The 21,671-nt window shown below is 62.5% G+C and carries 17 protein-coding genes; 12 read left to right on the top strand and 5 right to left on the bottom strand.

Going from position 1 to position 21,671, the window contains the following annotated elements:
• Window positions 1-55 precede the first annotated feature (55 nt).
• Both ACK4FH_RS03790 and ACK4FH_RS03795 read left to right on the top strand, forming a co-directional pair.
• A complete protein-coding gene (locus tag ACK4FH_RS03790; RefSeq protein ID WP_409811271.1) occupies window positions 56-2,344 on the top strand; it encodes a TonB-dependent receptor family protein in 2,289 nt (762 codons plus the stop codon).
• A gap of 255 nt (window positions 2,345-2,599) precedes the next feature.
• Window positions 2,600-3,988, top strand: a complete 1,389-nt coding sequence (locus tag ACK4FH_RS03795) for a porin (protein ID WP_409811272.1) — start codon at window positions 2,600-2,602, stop codon at window positions 3,986-3,988.
• Between the two features lie 196 nt (window positions 3,989-4,184).
• On the opposite strand, the gene ACK4FH_RS03800 is transcribed toward ACK4FH_RS03795, so the two are convergent.
• Entirely contained in the window at window positions 4,185-4,979 is a 795-nt protein-coding gene (locus tag ACK4FH_RS03800; RefSeq protein ID WP_409811273.1) for a substrate-binding domain-containing protein, read from the bottom strand.
• A 202-nt stretch (window positions 4,980-5,181) separates the two neighbouring features.
• Window positions 5,182-6,519 (bottom strand): spinster family MFS transporter, encoded by a 1,338-nt coding sequence (locus ACK4FH_RS03805; protein WP_409811274.1) that lies wholly within the window; start codon window positions 6,517-6,519, stop codon window positions 5,182-5,184.
• A gap of 233 nt (window positions 6,520-6,752) precedes the next feature.
• On the opposite strand from ACK4FH_RS03805, the gene ACK4FH_RS03810 reads away from it, so the two are divergent.
• The 3 genes from ACK4FH_RS03810 to ACK4FH_RS03820 all read left to right on the top strand — a co-directional run bounded on the left by ACK4FH_RS03810 (window position 6,753) and on the right by ACK4FH_RS03820 (window position 9,002).
• Window positions 6,753-8,240 carry a DNA-3-methyladenine glycosylase 2 family protein gene (locus tag ACK4FH_RS03810; protein WP_409811275.1) on the top strand — a complete coding sequence of 496 codons (1,488 nt, stop codon included), beginning with the start codon at window positions 6,753-6,755 and terminating at the stop codon, window positions 8,238-8,240.
• Window positions 8,237-8,752 carry a methylated-DNA--[protein]-cysteine S-methyltransferase gene (locus tag ACK4FH_RS03815; protein WP_409811276.1) on the top strand — a complete coding sequence of 172 codons (516 nt, stop codon included), beginning with the start codon at window positions 8,237-8,239 and terminating at the stop codon, window positions 8,750-8,752. Before ACK4FH_RS03810 ends, ACK4FH_RS03815 begins: the two co-directional genes overlap by 4 nt.
• Before the next feature lie 70 nt (window positions 8,753-8,822).
• Complete coding sequence (locus ACK4FH_RS03820) at window positions 8,823-9,002, top strand: PLDc N-terminal domain-containing protein (protein WP_409811277.1); 180 nt, start codon at window positions 8,823-8,825, stop codon at window positions 9,000-9,002.
• A 6-nt stretch (window positions 9,003-9,008) separates the two neighbouring features.
• Here ACK4FH_RS03820 and bioD read toward each other — a convergent pair whose 3' ends face one another.
• On the bottom strand, window positions 9,009-9,656 hold the full coding sequence (gene bioD, locus ACK4FH_RS03825; protein ID WP_409811278.1) for a dethiobiotin synthase: 648 nt from the start codon (window positions 9,654-9,656) through the stop codon (window positions 9,009-9,011).
• A gap of 11 nt (window positions 9,657-9,667) precedes the next feature.
• Entirely contained in the window at window positions 9,668-10,852 is a 1,185-nt protein-coding gene (gene bioF / locus ACK4FH_RS03830; protein ID WP_409811279.1) for an 8-amino-7-oxononanoate synthase, read from the bottom strand.
• Between the two features lie 258 nt (window positions 10,853-11,110).
• Between bioF and bioB the strand changes: the two genes are divergently transcribed.
• The 6 genes from bioB to ACK4FH_RS03860 all read left to right on the top strand — a co-directional run bounded on the left by bioB (window position 11,111) and on the right by ACK4FH_RS03860 (window position 17,379).
• Window positions 11,111-12,151, top strand: a complete 1,041-nt coding sequence (bioB, locus tag ACK4FH_RS03835) for a biotin synthase BioB (RefSeq protein ID WP_409811280.1) — start codon at window positions 11,111-11,113, stop codon at window positions 12,149-12,151.
• A gap of 10 nt (window positions 12,152-12,161) precedes the next feature.
• Entirely contained in the window at window positions 12,162-13,463 is a 1,302-nt protein-coding gene (locus ACK4FH_RS03840; RefSeq protein WP_409811281.1) for an adenosylmethionine--8-amino-7-oxononanoate transaminase, read from the top strand.
• Window positions 13,464-13,724: 261 nt separating this feature from the next.
• The gene (locus ACK4FH_RS03845; RefSeq protein ID WP_409811282.1) at window positions 13,725-14,429 is read left to right on the top strand and encodes an AAA family ATPase; all 705 of its coding nucleotides are present in this window, start codon (window positions 13,725-13,727) and stop codon (window positions 14,427-14,429) included.
• A gap of 116 nt (window positions 14,430-14,545) precedes the next feature.
• Window positions 14,546-15,352 carry an SPOR domain-containing protein gene (locus tag ACK4FH_RS03850; protein WP_409811283.1) on the top strand — a complete coding sequence of 269 codons (807 nt, stop codon included), beginning with the start codon at window positions 14,546-14,548 and terminating at the stop codon, window positions 15,350-15,352.
• Window positions 15,353-15,424: 72 nt separating this feature from the next.
• Window positions 15,425-16,066 (top strand): HAD-IA family hydrolase, encoded by a 642-nt coding sequence (locus ACK4FH_RS03855; RefSeq protein ID WP_409811284.1) that lies wholly within the window; start codon window positions 15,425-15,427, stop codon window positions 16,064-16,066.
• A 59-nt stretch (window positions 16,067-16,125) separates the two neighbouring features.
• Window positions 16,126-17,379 (top strand): cytochrome P450, encoded by a 1,254-nt coding sequence (locus ACK4FH_RS03860; RefSeq protein ID WP_409811285.1) that lies wholly within the window; start codon window positions 16,126-16,128, stop codon window positions 17,377-17,379.
• An 86-nt stretch (window positions 17,380-17,465) separates the two neighbouring features.
• On the opposite strand, the gene ACK4FH_RS03865 is transcribed toward ACK4FH_RS03860, so the two are convergent.
• The gene (locus tag ACK4FH_RS03865) at window positions 17,466-19,817 is read right to left on the bottom strand and encodes an efflux RND transporter permease subunit (RefSeq protein ID WP_409811286.1); all 2,352 of its coding nucleotides are present in this window, start codon (window positions 19,815-19,817) and stop codon (window positions 17,466-17,468) included.
• Between the two features lie 571 nt (window positions 19,818-20,388).
• On the opposite strand from ACK4FH_RS03865, the gene ACK4FH_RS03870 reads away from it, so the two are divergent.
• On the top strand, window positions 20,389-21,522 hold the full coding sequence (locus tag ACK4FH_RS03870; RefSeq protein WP_409811287.1) for a ferritin-like domain-containing protein: 1,134 nt from the start codon (window positions 20,389-20,391) through the stop codon (window positions 21,520-21,522).
• Window positions 21,523-21,671 lie beyond the last annotated feature (149 nt).

Raw genomic sequence — 21,671 nt, forward strand, 5'->3', positions numbered from 1 at the left:
GCCCTTGTATGACGCTTTCTTGAAATTGAGAACCATACGCAAGAAGGGGGACTTCATGGCGTTCAAGAGCGGAAAAATCGCGCCGGCAGCGGGTGTCCTGGCGCTGGTGCTGGGCGCCTCGCCCGCCCTGTCGCAAAGTGTGGCACCGGAAGCCGGAGACGAAGAAAAGGCGTCGTCACGGACCTATATTCTCGACACGCTGCTTGTCACCGGTTCCCCGGAAAGTGCGGCTAAGGTCGGTGGTTCGGCGAGCTTCATTTCCAACGAGGAAATCGAGAAGTTTTCCTATACCGACGTCAACCGCACGCTGCGCATGGTGCCGGGCGTGCAGCTGCAGGAAGAAGACGGCTACGGCCTCAGGCCCAATATCGGCATTCGCGGCTCGGGTACCGACCGCAACAACAAGATCGTCATCATGGAAGATGGCGTGCTGATGGCACCCGCGCCCTATGCCGCGCCTGCCGCCTATTACTTCCCCTTCATGGGCCGCATCGAGGCCGTGGAAATCGTCAAGGGTCCGGCCGCCATCAAATACGGCCCCTCAACCATTGCCGGGGCGGTCAACCTGTTCTCGACCTCCATTCCCGACAGCGAGGATGGCGGCCTTTCGGGCTCACTGAAAATTCTCAGCGGCGAGAATTCCACGCTGCGTGTGCATGGCTATGCGGGCGGCTGGATGCCCATGTCGGATGCCTGGGAAGCCGGCATTCTCGGTGAAACGCTGCAGGACCGCACGGACGGGTTCAAGAAGCTCGATAGCGGCGGTGACACGGGCTACCGCATCCAGGATTATCTCGGGAAACTCGCCTTCCGCTCCACGGCGCAATCGGGGTTACGCCACTCTTTCGAATTCAAGGTGCAGCGGTCCGATGAGGTTTCCGACGAAACCTATCTCGGCCTGACGGTTGCCGACTTCGCGGCCAATCCCTATCGCCGCTACGCGGCAAGCCAGGTCGACGAGATGAATGTCGATCACCTGACGCTGCAGGGCTCGCATCGCGTCGATTTCACCAACGATCTCAGTCTGACGACGACCGCCTATTACACCGAGACGAAGCGAGCATGGTACAAGCTCAACGACGTCTGTCTGAGCGGCAGCAACTGCGCCGCCGGAGCGACCCGGCGCTCCATCTCCGCCGTCTTGCAGGACCCTGTCGCCAACGCCGCCTATTACGACATTCTGGTCGGGGGCAATGGCGAACTTCGCGTCCGCAACAACAATCGCGAATACTATACGGCCGGCATCCAGTCCGTGCTCGGATCGTCCTTCCTGACCGGAGATCTCGCGCACTATCTCGAATTCTCGGTGCGATACCACGAAGACGAGGAGGACCGTCTCCAGAATGACGACATCTACACGATGGCTGGCGGCGTGATGACGCTGACGACACGGGGCGCACCTGGCAGCCAGGACAACCGCGTAGGCGATGCCAAGGCTTGGTCCTTCTTCGTTCAGGACACGATCGACTGGGGCAAGCTCACCGTCACGCCGGGCCTGCGCTACGAATCGATCAAGCTGCGGCAGACGCGCTGGGGACTCGCCGATCCGGACCGCACCGGCCCGGCGACAGTCGCCAAAAATTCGGTCGATGTTCTCATCCCCGGCATTGGCACGGTCTACTACCTCAATGATGAGTGGCAGCTTGTCGGCGGGGTGCATCGCGGCTTTGCAGCGCCGGGGCCCGGCTCCACGTCGGATGCGGAAAAATCCATCAACTATGAGGCCGGATTCCGCTATGGCGCCGGCGCCCTGTCCTTCGAAGCAATCGGCTTCTTCAACGATTATTCGAACCTGCTCGGCACCTGCACCGCGTCGACGGGCGGCGGTTGCGCGATCGGCACCCAGTTCGATGGCGGCGATGTCGATGTGAAGGGCGTTGAACTGACCGCCGGCTACGATGCGGCGGGCCTCCTCGGCACAAGCTTCTCTGTCCCGCTCGCCGCGGTCTACACCTATACCGATGCCAAGTTCAAAACGAGCTTCGCAAGCGGCTTCGGCCCCTGGGGCACCGTGACGGCGGGCGATGAGTTGCCCTATGTGCCGAAGCACGCTCTCACGCTTTCGGCCGGGCTCGAGGGCGAGGGCTGGCGCGCGAACCTCGTTGCGAACTATGTCGATGAGACGCGGTCGGCCGCTGGCCGGGGCGCCATCCCGGTCAATCAGCGTATTGACGAGCGGATCGTTCTGGACTTCTCGACGGAGGTCGAAATCGTGCCGGGCGTCAGCGTGATCGGCATTGTCGAGAACCTGACCGATGAGGTCTACAACGTGGCGTTCGATCCGGCGGGTGCGCGGCCCGGCAAGCCCCGCACCATTCTGGGCGGTATCCGTTTCGAGTTCTGAACGGCGACCCAACGAACCGGTCAGGGCGGCGAAGCTTCGGCTTCGCCGCCTTTTTTCTTTTCCGCTCCGCAACCGTGACAACTGCGCGGCGATGCAGGCTTGCCACAGTCGGGGGCCGTCATCTGTCTGTCATAAAACTGGGGCCATTTCGTCACATGCGCCTGTTACTTGCGGACTCATGGGGGGTGTTCGCGGCGATTGTCGCGGCTGCCAAACCTGCAACAGAAGTCCAATCATTGAACACGGAGACGTCAAATGACGTTGAGAAACATTCTTCTGGCCGGCACTGCACTTGGCGCCGCTGCCCTTCTCGCGGGACCGGCATTCGCCGCCAGCAATACCCAGTCCGAACTGAACGCTCTCAAGGCGCAGATCGAAGCCCTTCAGCGCAAGATCGACGACGTCGAAATCCAGCAGGGCAACCGCATCAAGACGCTGGAAGAACGCAAGAGCGACGTAGAAGTCAGCCTCAGCAACGGCCGCCCGGTCTTCAAGACCGCCGATGGCAATTTCTCGTTCGCCATCACCGGCCGCGCCCATCTCGATGTCGGCGGCTACCACATGAGCGACACCGACGAAACGCAGATGATCCTTGCGACGGGCAATTCCGGCCTCCGCGGCAATGCCAACTTCCGCCGCGCCCGTCTCGGCTTCAACGGCACACTCGCCAAGGACTTCAAGTACAACATCGAGTTCAACTTCGGTGACAGCGGCACGGAATCGAACGCCCGTATTTATGAAGTTGCGCTCACCTATGCCGGCTTCAAGGGTACCGAAATCGTTGTCGGCGCCACGAAGCCGAAAATGACGCTCGACGACTCGACCTCGTCCAACGACACCACCTTCATCGAACGTGCGACGGCGGTCAACCTCGCCATCACTCCGGCCGCCGGTGAAGCGCGCATGACGCTCGGCGCTTCGCATGCGACCGACAACTTCTTCGGCGCTGCCTACTACACGATGAGCTCGGCCGCGGCCGGTGGCGGCCTCGACGACTATGACGCATCGAATGTCGTTGGCCGTCTGGCCTATGCGACCTCGCCCAAGGAAGGTGCGAACTTCCATATCGGCGTTTCTGGCTCGCACTCGTTCAACCTGCCGGGCGACGCCATCCGCTTCCGCGACCGTCCCGAACTCCGCATCGACGGCTCGCGTTACATCGACGCGAACTTCGCCGGCACAGCCGACACGGTGTCCGTATATGGCCCAGAACTCGCGTTCAACTTCGGTCCGTTCCGTGCTCAGGGCGAATATTACCGCTACGAAGTGAGCCGCATTGTCGGCAATGACTCGACCTTCGACGCGTGGTACCTGCAGGCTTCGTGGATCATGACGGGCGAAGCCTACCGCTACGATATGAAGAAGGCAGCTTACTCCGGCGTACGCCCGGCCAATCCTGTTACCAGCGGTGGCATGGGTGCGTGGGAAGTCGCGGCTCGCTACAGCCAGGCTGACTTGAACGACACCAGCAACGGCGTCTTCGGTGGTGAGCAGCGCATCATCACCCTCGGCCTGAACTGGTACGTCAACAACAACATCCGCTTCATGCTGAACTACCTCGACGTCGACGTCGACGATCGCGGTGCCGCCCAGCGTGACTTCGGTCATCAGGCTCTCGCGCTGCGCACGCAGTTCGCGTTCTAAGAAAACGTCCGATCCTCGCAGATCACAAGACGGCAAGGCCCCCGGCGGAGAAATCCGCCGGGGGTTTTGTTTTGGGCGCCGTCGCGCATGGGGCGGAGAAATCCGCCGGGGGTTTTGTTTTGTGCGCCGTCGCGCATGGGGCGGAGAAATCCGCCGGGGTTTTGTTTCGCCTGAAGGGAGTTCCCGGTGGCCGGGCTCAATCAAGGCCGAGCTTCCGGCGCGCTTCCTCGCCGAAAACATAAGGCAGCATGAAGTGGCCTGCGATGACCGCATCGCGCTGGCCATGCGAGGACAGCACATAGTCGAAGAAGGCAAGCGTCGCGCCTTCGGCCTTGCCTTCGAGCCAGACGAAACGTGACAAGGGATACTCGGCGCGGCTTGCGCTGGTTTGCGTCGGCGCTGCGCAGGCGCCGCGGTCCATCAGTTGAAGCGCCTTTGCGCCATCTCCCCGATAGCCGGCCGGCAGGAATGTCATGCCGCCAGGCATTGCGGCCAGAGCCTTCAGAAGCCGCGAGGCACGGGAATATCGAGCCGTATCGGACGGCAGTGCCGCATTGCCAAGAACCGCTTCCCGGAAAAATGCCGCCTCGCCGAGGCCTTCCTCGCGCATCAGAAGTTTGACGGGTTCCGCCGCGAACGGCCCATCCGCGCCAGCCGCTCCCCAGACCGCACCCGGCACATAGAGCGCCCGCAACTGATCGAGCGAAATGCAGGTGAGCGGATTGTCCTTGTGGACGAGAATCGCAAGCGCTTCGATTGCGGCACGGATTCGGATGCCGCCCTCACCCTCTGCGATGACGGTACCGGGCTGCTGCGCGCGGAAACTCTCGCCCCATAGCACGAGCAGATTGCCCGGTGCCGGTCTGCCCCTCATTTCAACATGGCCCGCAAGTTCGGGCCGCGGCTGGTAGGGCTTGTAGCGCTCGTCTATGGCATATGCAGGCGACGAGCCGAGGATCAGGGCGGCGAGGAGCGGGAGAGAGCGTTTCATAAGATACTCGGGCAGGACGGACATGAGCGAGCCTAGCCGGAGAATTGCAACAGGCGCATGACATTTCCGCCAATTCACCAGGCCGCGCCAGTACCTCGCCTGCCTGCCCGGGCGGCAGTGCCCGAAAAGGACATGGCGGGGCTCCTTCACCCCGCCATGTTTTCACAACAGGTCCGCTCGTTCGAGCGGACATTTCATCGCGTCAGGCGCCGAGGCCCTGCGTCTTCGCCCGCTCGAGATCGGCCTTCAGCGTCTTTGCGCCAAGGACGAAATGGATGCCCGCCCAGATCCAGACGAACATGATGGTGAGAAGCGCATAGCGCAGCGACTCCTGGCCATAGGTCGGCAAGTAGAAATCGCTGACGAGGCCAACCGCTTGCGGGCCGAGGCCCATGCCGATCAGGTTCAGGATGAGGAAGAGAACGGCCGAGGCGACCGCGCGCATCCTGAGCGTGACGAGGGCCTGCGTCATGGCGAGGCATGGCCCGATATAGGCCGCACCTGCAAAGGCCGGAATGAGGAAGAATGCGAGCGTGGTGTATTTGTCGCCCGCCAGATACATGCCCACCGAAAAGGGAAAGCTGATGAACATGATGATGGCGACAACCCAGAGGTTCCATCGCACGTCACCCTTGCCGAAACGGTCGGCGAGCCAGCCCGTGACATAGGTCCCCGCACCGCCGACAAAACCGATGATGAGCGCGAGCCAGGTGCCGATCTCGCCAGGGCCCATCTGATAGGAGCGGATCAGGAAGGCGGGAATCCAGGTGACGCCCGCATAGCCCGCAAAGGCGGCAAGCGCACAACCAAAGGCGATATGGCGGAAGGACCGCTGCGCCCAGAGAAGTTTCCAGACTTCCCCGAATTTGGGGGCAGCCGCAGTGGCCTGCGCCGAAATACCATCGGCATGGCCGCGCTCGGGCTCCTTCAAGGTGAAGCGGATCAGAAGCGCGATCAGGATGCCGGGCGCGCCGACAACGAAGAAAGCCGCGCGCCAGCCATACCATTGGCTGACCCAGCCGCCGACAAGGAAGCCGACTAGAATGCCGATATTGATACCGAGCGAATAAATGCCCATGGCCGATGCGCGCTTCTCCGGCGGGAACATGTCGGAGATCATGGAGTGCGAGGGCGGGCTCGACCCCGCCTCGCCGATGCCGACGCCGATACGGGCGAGTGCCAGCTGCACGAAGCTCGTCACAAAGCCGCAGACCACCGTCATGGTCGAGAAGATGGCGATGGCGGCCGCGACGATGTTGCGGCGGTTGCTGCGGTCGGCGAGCATGGCAATGGGTACGCCGAGCGTTGCGTAGAAGATTGCGAAGGTGATGCCCGAGAGGAAGCCTAGCTGCGTGTCGGAAACGCCGAGATCCTGTTTGATCGGCTCGAGCAGGATTGCGAGGATCTGACGATCCACATAATTCGCCGTGTAACCGAGCATCAGAACGAAAAGTGCGTAGTTGCGATAGGCGGCGCTGAATCCTTGCGATGGCGCAAGTGCACCCACGGCGCCCGACGCGGCGCCTCCCCTCTCCGACATGATGTCCTCCCCGGATGTCTCTCCGGGGCGAGGTTCGCACCGGAGCCTGTTTCTGATTTTTTGTTGGGTGGAATCGTAGCAGCGGCTTCGGGGAACTCAAATGCACAATCGGAAGAGAGCGCGGTTCCACCGAAAATTCTTCGATGAATGGGTGACGGGGCGTCAACATGCCCACTGACGGCCATGTCCGATTTTGGCGAGCGCGGTTGGCGGCAGGCGCCTAGACTGCTTCCATGAACATGATCGACGGACATATCGTGCCCGCTGCGCTCGACGAAGACCAGTGCTACCGCGCCATGCAGGCGAAGGATGCACGCTTCGACGGTCGCTTCTTCGTCTGCGTGACGACGACGGGTATCTATTGCCGTCCGGTCTGCCCGGCGCGGGTGCCGAAGCGGGCGCATTGCCGCTTCGTCGCTTCGGCTGCAGCCGCGGAAGAAGCAGGCTTCCGGTCCTGTCTGCGCTGCCGCCCGGAAACCGCGCCGGGCACGCCCGCCTGGGCGGGGACGACGGCGACAGTATCGCGCGCGCTCCGTCTCATCGAGGAAGGGGCGCTGGACGAAGGCAGCGTCGACGCTTTGGCGGCGCGGCTCGGCCTTGGCGAGCGGCAGCTCCGCCGCCTCTTTCTCGCGCATACCGGCGCGGGGCCCCAAGCCGTGGCGGCGAACCGGCGGCTCCTGACCGCAAAACAGCTCATCACCGACACGGCGATGCCGCTTTCCGATATCGCCTTTGCGGCGGGCTACCGGAGCCTCAGGCGTTTCAACGATGCGATCCGCCAGGCCTATCGCATGGCGCCGACGGAACTCCGCCGCGCAAGCGAGACACAGGCAGGAAGCTCAATTCGCATCAGGCTCGGCTATCGCCCGCCTTTCGATTTAGGGCAGGTGCTTTCCTATCTTGCCTTCCGGGCGATACCGGGTGTCGAAAGGATCGAGGCATTGCGCTATGCGCGGAGCTTCGAGATTGACGGCACGACGGGATATCTGAGCCTCGAGCCTGCACCCAAGGGACATGCGCTTGATGCACGGGTGAGGTTTTTCGAGGCGGGCAAGGGCGCCTTGCCGATCCGCACGATCGCGGCGCGGCTCCGGCGGCTGTTCGATCTCGATTCGGAGCCGGGTGCGATCGCGGCCGCGCTTGGAGGCGAGGAGCTGATAGGCCCGCGGCTCGGCCGCGCACCGGGGCTTCGCGTGCCGGGCAGTTTCGACGGCTTCGAACTTGCGACACGCGCGGTACTCGGCCAGCAGATTTCGGTGAAGGGCGCGACGACGATTGCGAGCCGCATCGTGGCGAAATTCGGCGCGGCGTGCCCTGCCAATGACGAGGGCCTGACGCATTTCTTTCCGCCCGCGCGTGTCCTCGCAAAAGCGGATCTTTCCGGCCTCGGCCTTACGGGCGGGCGGATTGCGACGCTCACCTCGCTTGCGCGGGCGACGGCGAGCGGCAAGATCGACTTCACGCCGCGCGAAAGCCTTGAAGCTAGCGTAGCGGCGCTTACCGCATTGCCGGGCATTGGCGAGTGGACGGCGCATTATGTGGCGCTGCGCGCCATCGGCGAGCCGGATGCCTTTCCCGCCTCCGACCTCGGATTGCGGAAGGCGGCTGGCAAGAGCGCGCCCGTTTCCACCAAGGCAATCGAAGCCATGTCTGATGCATGGCGGCCCTGGCGCGGCTACGCGGCGCTGGCGCTCTGGACCATCGAAGGAGAAACGCGATGAAACTTCCCGATGACGAGGCGCTTGCAACGGCGGTGCTCGACACGCCGATCGGCCGATTGCGCCTCGCAGCCACGGACGCGGGCCTTGCCACCGTGCTCTTTCCAAACCAGAAGGATGTGTCCTTTCCGAAACGCGAGGGCAGCGCCAGAGCGCGCACCCATCTCGACAAGGCGGTGAAGGCTCTCGAAAAATATTTCGAGGGAAAGAAGAAGGGCTTTTACGATCTGACGCTTGCGCCCTCCGGCACCGCGTTTCAGCTAAGCGTCTGGCGCGCGCTTTCCGCCATTCCCTTCGGAGAGACGCGGAGCTATGCCGAGATTGCCCGCGAAATCGGCAATCCGAAAGGCATGCGCGCGGTGGGGCTTGCCAACGGGAAGAACCCGATCCCGATCATCGTGCCCTGCCACCGGGTGATCGGCGCGGACGGGTCGCTGACCGGCTTCGGCGGCGGATTGCCGACGAAGAAATGGCTGCTCGAATTCGAAGGGCTCGCAAGCCCGCGCCTCATCTGAAGGTTGCATGGCGGAGCGAAGGCCCTAGTCTGTCCTTCCTGCTTGTTGCTCGAACTGGAAAGACGATCCCATGCCCGGTGGACCTTTTGGCGGATTTTTCGGCGTTCTCCTGCTCGTCGCGGTGATCTATGCGATCGTCCGCATTGCGCAGAGCAATGCCGAACCCATCTGGAAGGCGATCTGGATTGCCGCCGTGATCCTGGTGCCGGTCATTGGCCTCATTCTCTGGGCGTTGATCGGGCCGAAATAGTCCCGATCAGAAGAACTCGCGGAGCGATGCCGCGCCGCCGCGCGGCACGATGCGAACCGGTACGCCGCCGGAAAAGCGCGCAATCGTGTCCGCTGTTTCTTCGGCAGGAACCGGGCCCGGCTCCTTCTCACTCAAAACAATCACGCGGGGCGTCAACCCTTCGGCGCGCATGACGGCGAGCGTCGTCAGCGTATGGCTGATCGTACCAAGATAGGCGCCGACGACGAGGACGGAGGCGAGGCCTGTTTGCGCGTCGAGCGCCTTCATCCAGTCGAGAACGGTGTGCGTGCCGTCGAGCGGCACCATGAGTCCGCCGACGCCTTCAATCAGCAGCGGGTCATGCTTCTTTGCCACGCCCACACATTCATCGACGAGTTCGCGGAAGTCGATGCTGCGGCCTTCGCGTTTCGCCGCCATGTCCGGCGACAGCGCCGCCTTGAAGCGCCAGCGCGAGACGAGGCCTGCATTGGCGAAGCTCACTTCCTCGCCCATCGCGGCGAGAAGTGCGGCCGGATCGCTTTCTGCAAATGTTTCCTCGTCGATGCCGCTGACGAGCGGCTTGATCGCGCGCGCCTTCAATTCGCGCGTCAGCATGGCCGAGACATAGGTCTTGCCGATTTCGGTGCCGGACGAGGTAACGAAAATGGGAGGCATGGATCTCATTTCTATTCGGCGGCGGCGCGGGACAAAATCTTTTCACCGACGATTGAGGCAAGCCGCGCAATATCCGCGTCGTCATGTTCGGCGGTGAAGGTGAAGCGCAGACGCGCCGTGCCCGCCGGCACCGTCGGCGGGCGGATGCCGGTGACGAGATAGCCTTCGGCTTCCAGCAGCATCGATGCGGCGAGCGTCACCTCCGCATCGCCAAGGATCAGCGGCACGATGGGGCTTTCGGGATCTGGCAGACTCAGCGCGCGGGTAAAGGCGCGCGCCTTCTCGACCGGGCGACGGCAGTAATCGGGATTATCCCTGATGAAATCGAGCGCGGCGATGGCAGCAGCGGCCGTGCCGGGCGGCAGGCCCGTCGAATATATGAGCGTGCGGGCGCGGGTGCGGATGAGGTCCGAAACGGGGGCGCTGGCGCAGAGATAGCCGCCATAGGCGCCGATAGCTTTCGAGAGCGTGCCCATCTGCAGCGGCACATCGGCCTTTGCGTGCCCCATGAAGCTCGACCCGCGGCCTTCATGGCCGACGACGCCGAGCCCATGCGCATCATCCGTCATCAGCCAGGCGTCGTGATGTCTTGCGATTTCGGCCATTTCGGCGACGGGCGCCGCATCGCCATCCATGCTGAAAATGCCGTCGGTGACGACAAGGCAATGCTGCGCGTTGCCGCGATGCGCGGCGAGCAGGGCCTCGAGATGGGCCATGTCGTTGTGACGGAAGATCTCGACATGGGCGCCTGACAGTTTCGAGCCCGACAGCAGGCAGGCATGGGAAAGCTCATCGGCGACGATCAGATCGCCCTCGCGCGTGAGCGTGGGAATGATGCCGAGATTGGCCATGTAGCCCGAGCCGAAGACGACGCAGTCTTCCGCCTGCTTCCAATTGGCGAGCCGCATTTCGAGTTCACGGAAGAGCGGGTGATTGCCGGAGACAAGGCGGGAAGCGCCGGAGCCGGTGCCGTATTTTTCAGTCGCCTCAATGGCGGCGCGCTTGACCGCCCCGTTCTGCGAGAGATTCAGATAATCGTTGCAGCAGAAGGAGACGAGGCGGCGGCCATCGCGGAACGCGACCGAGCCTTCGCGCCTGTCGGTCTCGATCAGGCGGCGGCGCAGCGCCTGTGCTTCCAGTGCCTCTAGCTTCGCCCTGGCGAAATCGTCGAGACTTTCTGCCGGATTACGGGCCATGGCCATATTCCTCTCGTTCCGGGGAGGTATGGGGGCGAGAGGCGCTCCTTGCAAGCCTCTTTTCGGCAAAAGGGCGCGCGCCCGCGCCGCTACGTAAAGCCGGAATGGCGGCGGAAACCGAGGCTTGGCCGGATCCTTTCACCATAAGCCGGGAGGCCGCCGCGGCGCCGGCGTCCCCCGCGAAATCTTGCATTGGGGCGGAAGCCGCCTATGCTGCCCGGAAATGTTCCGACCCCGCATCGAGAGAAGGCGCGGCCCATGACCATCCAGACCCGTATCGACAAGCCCGAAGCCATTGAGAGCACCGGCATCTCCCGGCGCACCAATCCGGACGAGACGCGGCATGACTGGACACGGGCCGAGCTGCAGGCGCTTTTCGACCTGCCCTTCAACGATCTTCTGTTCGAGGCGCAACTCGTTCACCGCCGCTGGTTCAAGGCAAACGAAGTGCAGATGTCGACGTTGCTCTCGATCAAGACCGGCGGCTGCCCCGAGGATTGCGGCTATTGCGCCCAGAGCGCGAAGTTCGATACCGGGCTCAAGGCCTCCAAGCTGATGGAGGTCGAGAAGGTGCTGGCAGAAGCCCGCAAGGCGAAGGAAGCCGGCGCGACCCGCTATTGCATGGGTGCGGCCTGGCGCGAGCCGAAGGACCGCGACATGGACATGATCTGCGCCATGATCGAAGGCGTGAAGGAAATGGGCATGGAAACCTGCATGACGCTCGGCATGCTTTCCGGCCAGCAGGTCCACCGCCTCGCGCAGACGGGCCTCGACTACTACAACCACAATGTCGATACGTCGGAAGAATATTATCCGAATGTCATCAGCACACGGACCTATCAGGACCGGCTCGACACGCTGGAGCGTGTGCGCAATGCGGGCATCAATGTCTGCTCGGGCGGTATTGTAGGCATGGGCGAAAGCCCCGACGACCGCATCGGCATGCTGATGACTCTGGCGAATCTCGATGAACATCCGCAGAGCGTGCCGATCAACATGCTGATGCCGATGGAAGGCACGCCGCTCGGCCGCAGCGAGAAAGTCGACCCGATCGACTTCGTGCGCATGATCGCGGTGGCACGCATCGCCATGCCGAAATCGGTCGTGCGGCTTGCCGCGGGCCGCGAGCTCATGTCGGAAGAACTGCAGGCGCTCTGCTTCATGGCGGGAGCGAACTCCATCTTTGTCGGCGACAAGCTGCTCACCGCAAAGAACCCGGAAGAGGACAAGGACCGGCGCCTGTTCGACAAGCTCGGCATCGTGCCGATGCCCGCGCATAGCTGCCCCTCGGAGAAGTGACGCGGCAGGCATGCCCGTTCCGCCGCTCAATCCGCTGATCGAGAATCCACCGGCGTGGCTGACGGAAGGCGCGCCGCATCTCTGGCTGCCCTATACGCAGATGCAGACGACGCCAATGGCGCTGCCTGTCGTGAGAACGGACGGTGTACGCCTTACGCTTTCCGACGGCCGCGAACTTATCGACGGCATTTCATCCTGGTGGACGGCGGCGCACGGCTACAACCATCCGCATATTCGCGAAGCCGTCATCGGGCAGCTCGAGAAGATGCCGCATGTCATGCTTGGCGGGCTTGCGCATGAGCAGGCCTGCCGTCTCGCCACGCGGCTTTCGCAGAAGCTGCCAGGTGACCTGAACCATGTGTTCTTTTCCGAATCAGGCTCCGTCTCCGTCGAGATCGCGATGAAGATCGCGGTGCAGTTCTGGATCAACAACGGACGGCGCGGGCGCACGCGCTTCGTCTCCTTCAAGGGCGGCTATCACGGCGACACGCTGGCCACCATGTCTGTCTGCGACCCGGACGAAGGCATGCATACGCTTTTCAAGGGCGCCATCGCGGAGCAGTTCATCTGCGATCTCCCGGCCGATGACGAAAAGACGGCGGCGCTCGACGCATTTCTTGCCGCGCATTCAGGAGAGATTGCGGCGGTCGTCACCGAACCGCTGGTGCAGGGCGCGGGCGGCATGCGCTTCCATACGCCGGAGACGCTGAAAACACTGCGTGCGCTTTGCGACAAGCATGATCTCTTGTTGATCCTCGACGAAATTTTCACCGGCTTCGGCCGCACCGGCAGCATGTTTGCCTGCGAACAGGCGGACATCGTGCCCGACATCGTGACGCTGTCGAAGGCACTGACCGGCGGAACGATGGCGCTTGCGGCGACCATCGCGCGCGGAAAAGTGTTCGAGGCCTTTCTCGGCGAAGAAGCGGGCAAGGCGCTGATGCATGGGCCGACCTATACAGGCAATCCGCTTGCCTGCGCGGCGGCCAATGCATCGCTCGATCTCTTCGAGCGCGAGCCCCGGATCGACCAGGTGAAGGCGATTTCTGCCCAGCTCGCGCGTGAACTGGAGCCCGCGAGAGGCCTGCCGGGTGTGCGCGATGTGCGCGTGAAAGGCGCGATCGGCGTGATCGAACTGGAAAAGATGAGCGACCTCAATTTTCTGAAGCGACGCTTCGTCGAGGAAGGCGTCTGGATCCGGCCTTTCGGCAACATCGTCTATACGACGCCGCCTCTTGTCATCCAGCCGGACGAGCTTGCCCGTCTGACAGGCGCGATGGTGAAAATCGTGGCAGAGGCCGGCCGGTGCTGAACCGGCGCCGCACGCGCCATGTGTCCCCATCAACACATTTTATGGTGGCATCGCGATTTTTCACTGCCACATGTTGAGCCAGAATGGGTCAGCCATTACTCTCGCTGCGGGGGCTGATTCGGCCTTTTCTATATTCGATCACGCACATGCCGGCGGATCGCGGGAGCGCGAAAGCTCTTTCCCGGGTCGTGACCGGCGCGTCACATTTTCAGGGCCGCGATCAAAGGATTTGAGCGGGCGGCCGGTCATCGGGAATAAGCCATGCATGTCATCGCGTTTGCGTCCCAGAAGGGTGGCTCCGGGAAAACCACGCTTGCCGGCCATATTGCCGTCGAAGCCGAACTCCGGGGCGCAGGGCCCGTTGCCCTGATCGATACCGACCCGCAGGGGTCTCTCTCCCAGTGGTGGAATGCGCGCGAGGCCGAGAGGCCGTTCTTCGTGCGCGCGTCCAGTGAGGGGCTCGAGGCCGATCTGGCCCGCCTCAAGGATGGCGGGGTGAGGCTCGTCATCATCGACACGCCGCCGGCCATTACCGCGACCATCGGCCAGGTGATCGGCCAGTCCGACCTCGTCGTCATTCCCACGCGCCCGAGCCCGCATGACCTGCGAGCGGCCGGCGCCACCGTTCGCCTGTGCGAAGAGATCGGCAAGCCGCTGGTCTTCGCGGTCAATGGCGCATCGCCCCGCGCCCGCATCACGACCGAGGCCATTATCGCCCTGTCGCATCACGGCGCTGTGGCGCCCTCGATCCTGCACCAGCGAATCGACTTCGCCTCCAGCATGATCGATGGCCGGACCGTCATGGAGATCGGCTCCAATACCAAATCCCCGGAGGAAATCTCCGAGCTCTGGCGCTTCCTCGACGACCGGCTCAAGGGCCGCGAAACCTCGCCGCTTGCCTCCGGTTCCTTCATTGCCGGCGGCACTGACACGACCTCTGACGAGGTGCTGAGGGGCGCTGCCTGATGTCCAAGAAGCCTGCCTCATTGACGAGTGACCTTCTGGCGCGCAAGGGTGAAGCAGGGCCTTCCTCTGTGGACCCGGTTTCGCGGGTGACGCTCACGCCCGGGCGGCAGCCCAGCTTGAGCGGAATCGGCGCCGATGAAGGCCCGTCCCCGGCGCTTTATGCGAGCGCCGCCACGGAGAGGCCGGATATGTACGGATCGGATGAAGAAGAGCGGCCAAGCCCGCCCGAACCCGAAATCATCTATACGCCCGAAGAAGAGAGCGGCGGCAGGCGCGGGCGCCTGATCGCCGGTGCGTTTGTGGGGCTCGCTCTGCTTGTGGGCGTCCTCGTCGCCTATTCGCTGAATGAAGGTGGCGGCGGTGTCGCCCCAGTATCGCCGGATCTGGCGGCCCTTCCCGGGACTGCAGCGACAGAACGCTCTGCGGCCGAAGAACCCGCGGAAGACGTCTTTGCCGACCTGCGCGAGGAAGAGGCGACAGCGGCAGAAGCCGAGACTGCAGCCGAACCGGCGGTTGAGCCCGAGATTGCAGCGGACACGGCCCCCACCGCCATCGTTCCGCCTGCCTCGACCGCGCCGGAGCCTGCTTCCGCGCCCGAACCCGAACCCGAAACGGCTGTTGCCGAAATGGCCGAACCTGCGGCACCAGCGCCTGCAGCAGCGCCCGCGAGCACGGGCGCATTCGTCGTGCAGATCATGGCAATGCGCGAGGAAGCGGCTGCCCGCAGCGCATGGGCCGCACTTCAGGCAAAACATGGCCCCATTCTCGGTGGCCATGCGCTCGATATCGAGCGCGCCGATCTCGGCGACAAGGGCATCTTCTACCGTGTCCGTGCTGCCGGATTCGAGACCAGGGCGGCTGCCATATCGGCCTGCGAGAAGCTCAAGGCAGCCGGTCAGGACTGCATGGTCAAGGCGCGCTAGACGCGGCTTGGCTCTTGTCCCTCCAAACGTGTAGGTTCCCGCGAAACGGCATTTCGCAGGCGAGGAACTTACATGGTCGAGGCTGTCATCTGGGATTTCGGCGGAGTGCTGACATCGAGCCCCTTCGAGGCATTCAACCGCTATGAGCGCGAGAGGGGGCTGCCGGCCGATTTCATTCGCGGCATCAACGCAACCAATCCCGATACCAATGCCTGGGCCCTGTTCGAGCGCAGCGAATGTTCGCTCGACGAGTTCGACCGGCTCTTTGCCGAAGAATCCGCCGCCAGGGGCAGCCGCATTCCCGGACGCGACATCATCGAACTCCTCGCGGGCGACATCCGGCCCGAAATGGTGACGGCGCTGAAGCGCTGCAAGGAGCGCACGAAAGTGGGCTGCATCACCAACAATGTCTCCGCCGGCAAGGGCGCAGGCATGGCACGCAGCAGCGAGAAGGCCGAAGCCGTCGCAGAAGTCATGTCGCTTTTCGACCATGTCATCGAAAGTTCCAAGGTTGGTATCCGCAAGCCCGATCCGCGCATCTATCAGATGGCCTGCGAGGCCCTTGGGGTTTCCGCTGCGGCAAGCGTCTATCTCGACGATCTCGGCATCAATCTGAAGCCCGCGAAGGCACTCGGCATGACGACGATCAAGGTCGTCTCGCCGGAACAGGCGCTGAAGGATCTCGAGGCGGCGGTCGGCTTTCCCCTCGCTTGAGCGCAAGCACCGAGGGGCCTTAGACTTCTCCCCAACAAGAACATGGGGAGGATGTTCCAATGCTCAGGCCAAAGGCGAAGGCGATCGATCTTGGCGGCAAGCCGGATCTGAAAGATCCCGATCTCTATCTGCACGAGGAACATCACGGCGTGTTCCGCCGTCTGCGCGCGGAGGAGCCTGTCTACTGGAACCCGGAAGCGGACAGCACCGGCTTCTGGGCCATCACGCGCTATGACGACATCGAGGCGATCTCGAAGAACCCGAAAGTCTTTTCCTCGGCGAAGGACATGGGCGGGCATCGCATCTTCAACGAGAACGAGATCGGCGGAAACGCGACCGAAGCGAGCATGATCTCGATGGACCCGCCGGAACATGCGGGCTACCGGCGCATGGTGACGCCGGGCTTCGTACCGAAGAGGATTTCCGGTATGGAAGACCGCATCCGCGCGCGCGTGACGCGGCTTCTCGACAATCTACCGAAGACGGGCGATGCGGAATTCATTTCGGCCGTCGCAGCTGCGCTGCCGATCGAAGTGTTGGCCGAACTTTTCGGCGTGCCGGAAAGCGACGGCGCCAAGCTCTTCGAATGGTCGAATGCGACGGTGGGCGAGGACGACCCGGAGCTTCGCGTTTCCGACGAGTATATGCACAAGTGCCTGTCGGAAATGGCCGCCTATTCGGCGGGGCTCTGGCAGCAGCGGCTCGAAAAGCCCGGCGACGATCTCATTTCAATGCTCGCCCATTCGAAGATCGACGGGCAGTCGATGAGTTTTCCGACCTATATCGGGACCTTTATCCTGCTCGTCGTTGCCGGCAACGAGACGACGCGCAATTCGATCTCGGGCGGCCTGCTGGCGCTCTCCGAGAACCCGGCGGAGCGGCAGAAGCTTCTCGACGATCCATCGCTTATTCCAAGCGCGGTGCAGGAGATCGTGCGCTGGGTTAGCCCCGTGCTCCATATGCGCCGCACGGCGACCGAGGACACGGAAATCCGCGGGCAGAAGATCGCCAGGGGTGACAAGGTTGTGATGTGGTATGCCTCCGCCAACCGCGACGAAGACGCCTTTGACGATCCTTTCCGCTTCGACGTGACGCGCTACACAAAGCCCGATGCCGCAACGCAGCTTGGCTTTGGCGTCGGCCAGCATTTCTGTCTCGGATCGCGGCTTGCCGAATTGCAGCTCACGGTGCTGTTCGAGGAATTGTTGCGCCGCTTCCCGGACATTCATGTCTCCGGACCTGTACGCAGGCTTCGCTCGAACTTCATTTACGGCATCAAGGAAATGCCGGTGCGGTATACGCCGGAGGCCTGAGCCGCCAGTCGTCTTCGCGCCACCCCGCCTCAGGATAGAAAAAGGCCGCCGGATAACCGGCGGCCTTTTCATTCGGCAGTCGCGCCCTAGTGAACGGGCGCGGCCTGGCGGGCCATCGGGCGCTTGCGCGGCACGAGCTTTTCGAGCGTTACCGCGAGGGCCGGAAGCACGCTCACCGCCATGACCATGTTGACCATGAACATGAAGGCAAGCAGCAGACCCATATCCGCCTGGAATTTCAGGTCGGAGAAGGCCCAGGTCGACACACCCACCGCCAGCGTGAGCGCGGTGAAGAAGGTCGCCATGCCGGCTTCCTGCAGCGACTGACGGAAAGCGTCGCTCACCGTCATGCCCTCGCCCATGTAGTAGGGAACGCGGTTGTAGATGTAGTAGGCGTAGTCAACGCCGATACCGACAGCGAGCACCATCACCGGCAGCGTCGCCACGGTGAGACCGATCTGCAGCACTTCCATGAACCAGTAGCCGAAGAAAGTGCCGAAGGTGAGCGGCAGACAGCATGCAAGTACCGCACGCCAGTCACGATAGGTCAGCATGACGAGCGCGACGATAACCGCATAGACCCACATCATCATGGGCAATTCGGTTTCGGTGATCTCCTCGTTCACCGCCGCCTGCACACCCATGTTGCCGGAGGCGAGACGGATGGTGACGCCTTCCATGTGATTATTGGTGCGCCATTCCTTCACGGCCTCGACGGCGCGATTGATCGTGGTCGCCCTCGAGTCGCGCAGATAGAAACTGTGCGGAAGGATGGTGCAGTCCTGGTTATAGAGGGAGGAGGAACCCGGCACCGTGTTCGCCGCCTGGGCGAGCGCCGGCCGGTTGCGCGGAATGTCCTTCCATTTCAGATTGCCTTCGTTCCAGCCGGCGGCCGACCCCTTGATTGCAAAGGGAAGCGAACCGACCAGCGTCACGTCCGGCACGTTCTGCATGTACCACGAGAACTTGTTCAGGAACTGCATGTAGGGATATTGCACACAGCTATCGGCGGGCGTTTCCACCACGACGATCAGCACGTTGAGACCGAGCGCGTAGTCGGCGGCAATCTTGTTCGAGTCGATATTGTAGCGGGCATCGGGGCGAAGCTCCGGTGCGCCGGCATGAAGCGCGCCGACGTGGCGGTTCATCGCCTGATGGACCGCAATGCCGAAGAGGACCGTTGCACCGATCAGCACGAAGGGCGCGATCTTCGGATTTGCCACGAAGCCGAGCGAACGCATGATCTTCAGGCGAATTTCACGCGAGCGGTGTATGCGCTTGCGGAAATCGTCGTCGAACTTCATGTAGCTGACGAGCAACGGCAGCATGATCAGGTTCGTGAGAACTTTCAGGATGACGCCGATCGAAGCAGTGATCGCAAGTTCGCGGATCATCGTGACCGGGATCAGATAGAGCGTTCCGAAGCTCACCAGCGTGGTGATGAGCGCCATGGAGCCGGGCACGAAAAGCCGCGAGAAGGCGGAACGTGCGGCCGCCATGCCGTCGGCGCCCGCCTCCAATTCCGCGGTGACGACGTTGATCTGCTGCACACCGTGACTGACGCCGATGGCAAAGATCAGGAACGGCACCAGCACCGCCAGCGGGTCCAGACCATAGCCGAGGAAGGTAAGAAGGCCGAACTGCCAGACTACCGATGTCAGCGAGGCAAAGAGCGTCGCGGCGGTGAGCATGATCGAGCGGGCAAAGAGATAGAGCGCCAGCGCAGTCAGCGCGAAAGCGAGCGCAAAGAACCCGACCACCGTGCCCGCGCCATCCGCGATGTCGCCAACCAGCTTGGCGAAACCGATGATACGGACGGTATATTCGTCATTCTCGTATTTTGCGCGAATTTGACGCTCGAGCTTTGCGGCAAGGTCGAAATAGTCAAGGCGCTGGCCGGTCGACGGGTCGAAGTCCTGGAGTTCGGCAACGACCAGCGCGGAGCCGAAATCGTCGGCAACGAGACGGCCGACAAAACCGCCGCGAATGACGTTGCTCTGAATCTTCTGCAGGTTCTGTTCCGTCATAGAATCGGCGGTGACCTTGCCGGAAATGACATCGTCGGCGCTTATGCCGTCTTCGGTGATTTCGATGTAACGGGTGTTGGGCGTCCAGAGCGATGTCACCGTGTGACGGGAGACGCCGGGAAGGAAGAAGATGTCGTCGGTGAGGTCCTTGTAGACCTTGAAGAATTCCTTGGTCCAGACATCGCCCTCATTCGGTTCGAGAACCACGATGATGCGGTTCGAGCCGAAGAGCTGCTCGCGATATTCGGTGAAGGTCTCAATATATTCGTGACCGATCGGGAGCTGCTTGTCGAAGCCTGCATCCATGCGCAGCTGAAGCGCATAAAAGCCCGTCAGGACCGTGAAGACGAAAAGGCCAAGAAGGATGATCGAGCGGAGGCTAAAAACGACATTCTCGAGAAGTTTAATCATCGACTGTACCCATCATTCCCCTCGCCGCGCTCCACAAGCGGAGCGTGGCCCGTTGCAAATCACAATTCCGCCGTGTCGCTGCCGGGACGCGGTTCAGCGTCCTTCGCCAGCGGCCCCGGCCGGCCTTTTGACTTCCGGAGGATTGCCCGCTTTCGCTGCGGGGCGGCCTCGAAGGACCGCATATCCCCGATGTTTGCGGGAGATCTGCCTGTCAGGACAGAACACCGCCTTGTCATTCTATCGGGGTTAAGCCCCCTCCCAAGACGCCGGTCTCTTTTCCCGGCTAACGGCGCTTCCCCGCGCTGCCGGACCGGACCGGTCATCCTTGCTGATATTCACCTACCACATTCGGGGCCAATTTGTAACAGTTGCGTAGCTCTAATCCGCGAAGTCGCGCGCAAAATCGTCCTTTTCAGCAAAGTTGACGTAAGCGTCATTTTTAACTTGACGCTAGGGAGAGGCACCCTATTCTCTCGTTCCAAAGAATAGACCGGCGCGAGGGCAGCGGCCCCGCAAGTCCGGCATTGGACGTTTCCGGCCCCTTGAGGGCCGCCCCTTTCTGGAGGACCCGATGACCGAAATTCGGCAGATCACCAAAGACAATGCCTATGACGCCGTCGCGCCGGACGATTTTCCCGCGATGATGGACGTCGACCGCTACAACGCGCGCTCGACCGCCTTCGACAAGATCATCTCCGCGACCCACGACCATTTCTGGGATCCGCTCGACACGAAGTACATCGACTTCTCCGAACCCTTCGATCTCGAAAATCAGATGGTGATGCCCGAAGAGATGGTGCCGGAACTGCGCCTTCCCTGCGTGCAGGCGCTGGACCGCAAGGCGCAGATCAAGCTCGCCAATGAAAGCGCCCGCTGGGCCCTTTCCTCCATCCTTCACGGCGAACAGGGCGCGCTGAACCTTTCGGCCTCGCTCTGCCACATTCTCCGCGACCCGGGCGCCCAGGAATATGCGGCGAACCAGACCCGCGAAGAGGCCCGCCATGTGACGGCCTTTGCGAAGTACGTGCAGGCGCGCTGGGGCAAACCGCTCCCGGTCGGCACGACGCTGGGCGGCCTGCTGACCAACATCGTCGGCGCGCCGGAAGTCTACAAGAAGATCGTGGGCATGCAGATGCTGGTCGAAGGCCTCGCCATGGGCGCCTTCGCGACGCTTTATGCGAAGTCGAACGACCCGCTCCTCGTCAAGCTGACGCAGCTCGTGATGACGGACGAAGCCTTCCACCACAAGTTCGGCAAGATCTGGGCCGACCGCACGATCCCGAACCTCTCGGAAGAAGAGCAGAACATCATCGAAGACTGGGCGGCCGAGTGCTTCCAGACGCTGCTGTTCAACCTCGTGAACCCCGAGCAGAAGCAGGTAATCTACGGCGAGTTCGGCCTCGACTGGCAGCAGGTCCAGCTCGAGATGCTGGAAGCCTTCGGCGACGACGACCGCCGCGAAGCGATGAAGGAAGGCACGAACATCTTCCGCGTGCTCATCAAGACGCTGCTCAAGGCCGGCATCATCACCGACCGCACCAAGGCCTTCTATGCGACCTATGTCGACATGGAAGAGCTGAGGAGCGAAGGCGACCGCATGGTCGGCGACGATATTGCCGAGGACGGCATCCGCTATCTGCAGAAGATCAATTTCGGCACCAATGTAGACGCTCTGAAGAACGTCACGGTGTCGGCCGCGGAGTAAGTTGCGCAAGCGTAGACGAGTGCTGTTCCCTCACACTCGTTCCCCCTCGATCAAACTGGGCGGCTTCTAAGGAAGCCGCCCTTTCTGTTTGGGAAATTAAAAGAAAAGCCGGGCGCGGATTTCTCCGGCCCGGCTTTTATTTCAGCAAG

The sequence above is a fragment of the Parvibaculum sp. genome, assembly GCF_046297875.1.
GTDB lineage: Bacteria > Pseudomonadota > Alphaproteobacteria > Parvibaculales > Parvibaculaceae > Parvibaculum.

Excerpts from the sequence above, each read along its gene's own strand:
- ACK4FH_RS03855 (WP_409811284.1), top strand. The coding sequence starts at position 15,425 with ATGGTCGAGGCTGTCATCTGGGATTTCGGCGGAGTGCTGACATCGAGC.
- bioB (WP_409811280.1), top strand. The coding sequence starts at position 11,111 with ATGACCATCCAGACCCGTATCGACAAGCCCGAAGCCATTGAGAGCACC.
- ACK4FH_RS03845 (WP_409811282.1), top strand. The coding sequence starts at position 13,725 with ATGCATGTCATCGCGTTTGCGTCCCAGAAGGGTGGCTCCGGGAAAACC.
- ACK4FH_RS03810 (WP_409811275.1), top strand. The coding sequence starts at position 6,753 with ATGAACATGATCGACGGACATATCGTGCCCGCTGCGCTCGACGAAGAC.
- ACK4FH_RS03860 (WP_409811285.1), top strand. The coding sequence starts at position 16,126 with ATGCTCAGGCCAAAGGCGAAGGCGATCGATCTTGGCGGCAAGCCGGAT.
- ACK4FH_RS03815 (WP_409811276.1), top strand. The coding sequence starts at position 8,237 with ATGAAACTTCCCGATGACGAGGCGCTTGCAACGGCGGTGCTCGACACG.
- ACK4FH_RS03790 (WP_409811271.1), top strand. The coding sequence starts at position 56 with ATGGCGTTCAAGAGCGGAAAAATCGCGCCGGCAGCGGGTGTCCTGGCG.
- ACK4FH_RS03805 (WP_409811274.1), bottom strand. The coding sequence starts at position 6,519 with ATGTCGGAGAGGGGAGGCGCCGCGTCGGGCGCCGTGGGTGCACTTGCG.
- ACK4FH_RS03800 (WP_409811273.1), bottom strand. The coding sequence starts at position 4,979 with ATGAAACGCTCTCTCCCGCTCCTCGCCGCCCTGATCCTCGGCTCGTCG.
- ACK4FH_RS03820 (WP_409811277.1), top strand. The coding sequence starts at position 8,823 with ATGCCCGGTGGACCTTTTGGCGGATTTTTCGGCGTTCTCCTGCTCGTC.
- ACK4FH_RS03865 (WP_409811286.1), bottom strand. The coding sequence starts at position 19,817 with ATGATTAAACTTCTCGAGAATGTCGTTTTTAGCCTCCGCTCGATCATC.
- bioF (WP_409811279.1), bottom strand. The coding sequence starts at position 10,852 with ATGGCCCGTAATCCGGCAGAAAGTCTCGACGATTTCGCCAGGGCGAAG.
- bioD (WP_409811278.1), bottom strand. The coding sequence starts at position 9,656 with ATGCCTCCCATTTTCGTTACCTCGTCCGGCACCGAAATCGGCAAGACC.
- ACK4FH_RS03870 (WP_409811287.1), top strand. The coding sequence starts at position 20,389 with ATGACCGAAATTCGGCAGATCACCAAAGACAATGCCTATGACGCCGTC.
- ACK4FH_RS03795 (WP_409811272.1), top strand. The coding sequence starts at position 2,600 with ATGACGTTGAGAAACATTCTTCTGGCCGGCACTGCACTTGGCGCCGCT.
- ACK4FH_RS03840 (WP_409811281.1), top strand. The coding sequence starts at position 12,162 with ATGCCCGTTCCGCCGCTCAATCCGCTGATCGAGAATCCACCGGCGTGG.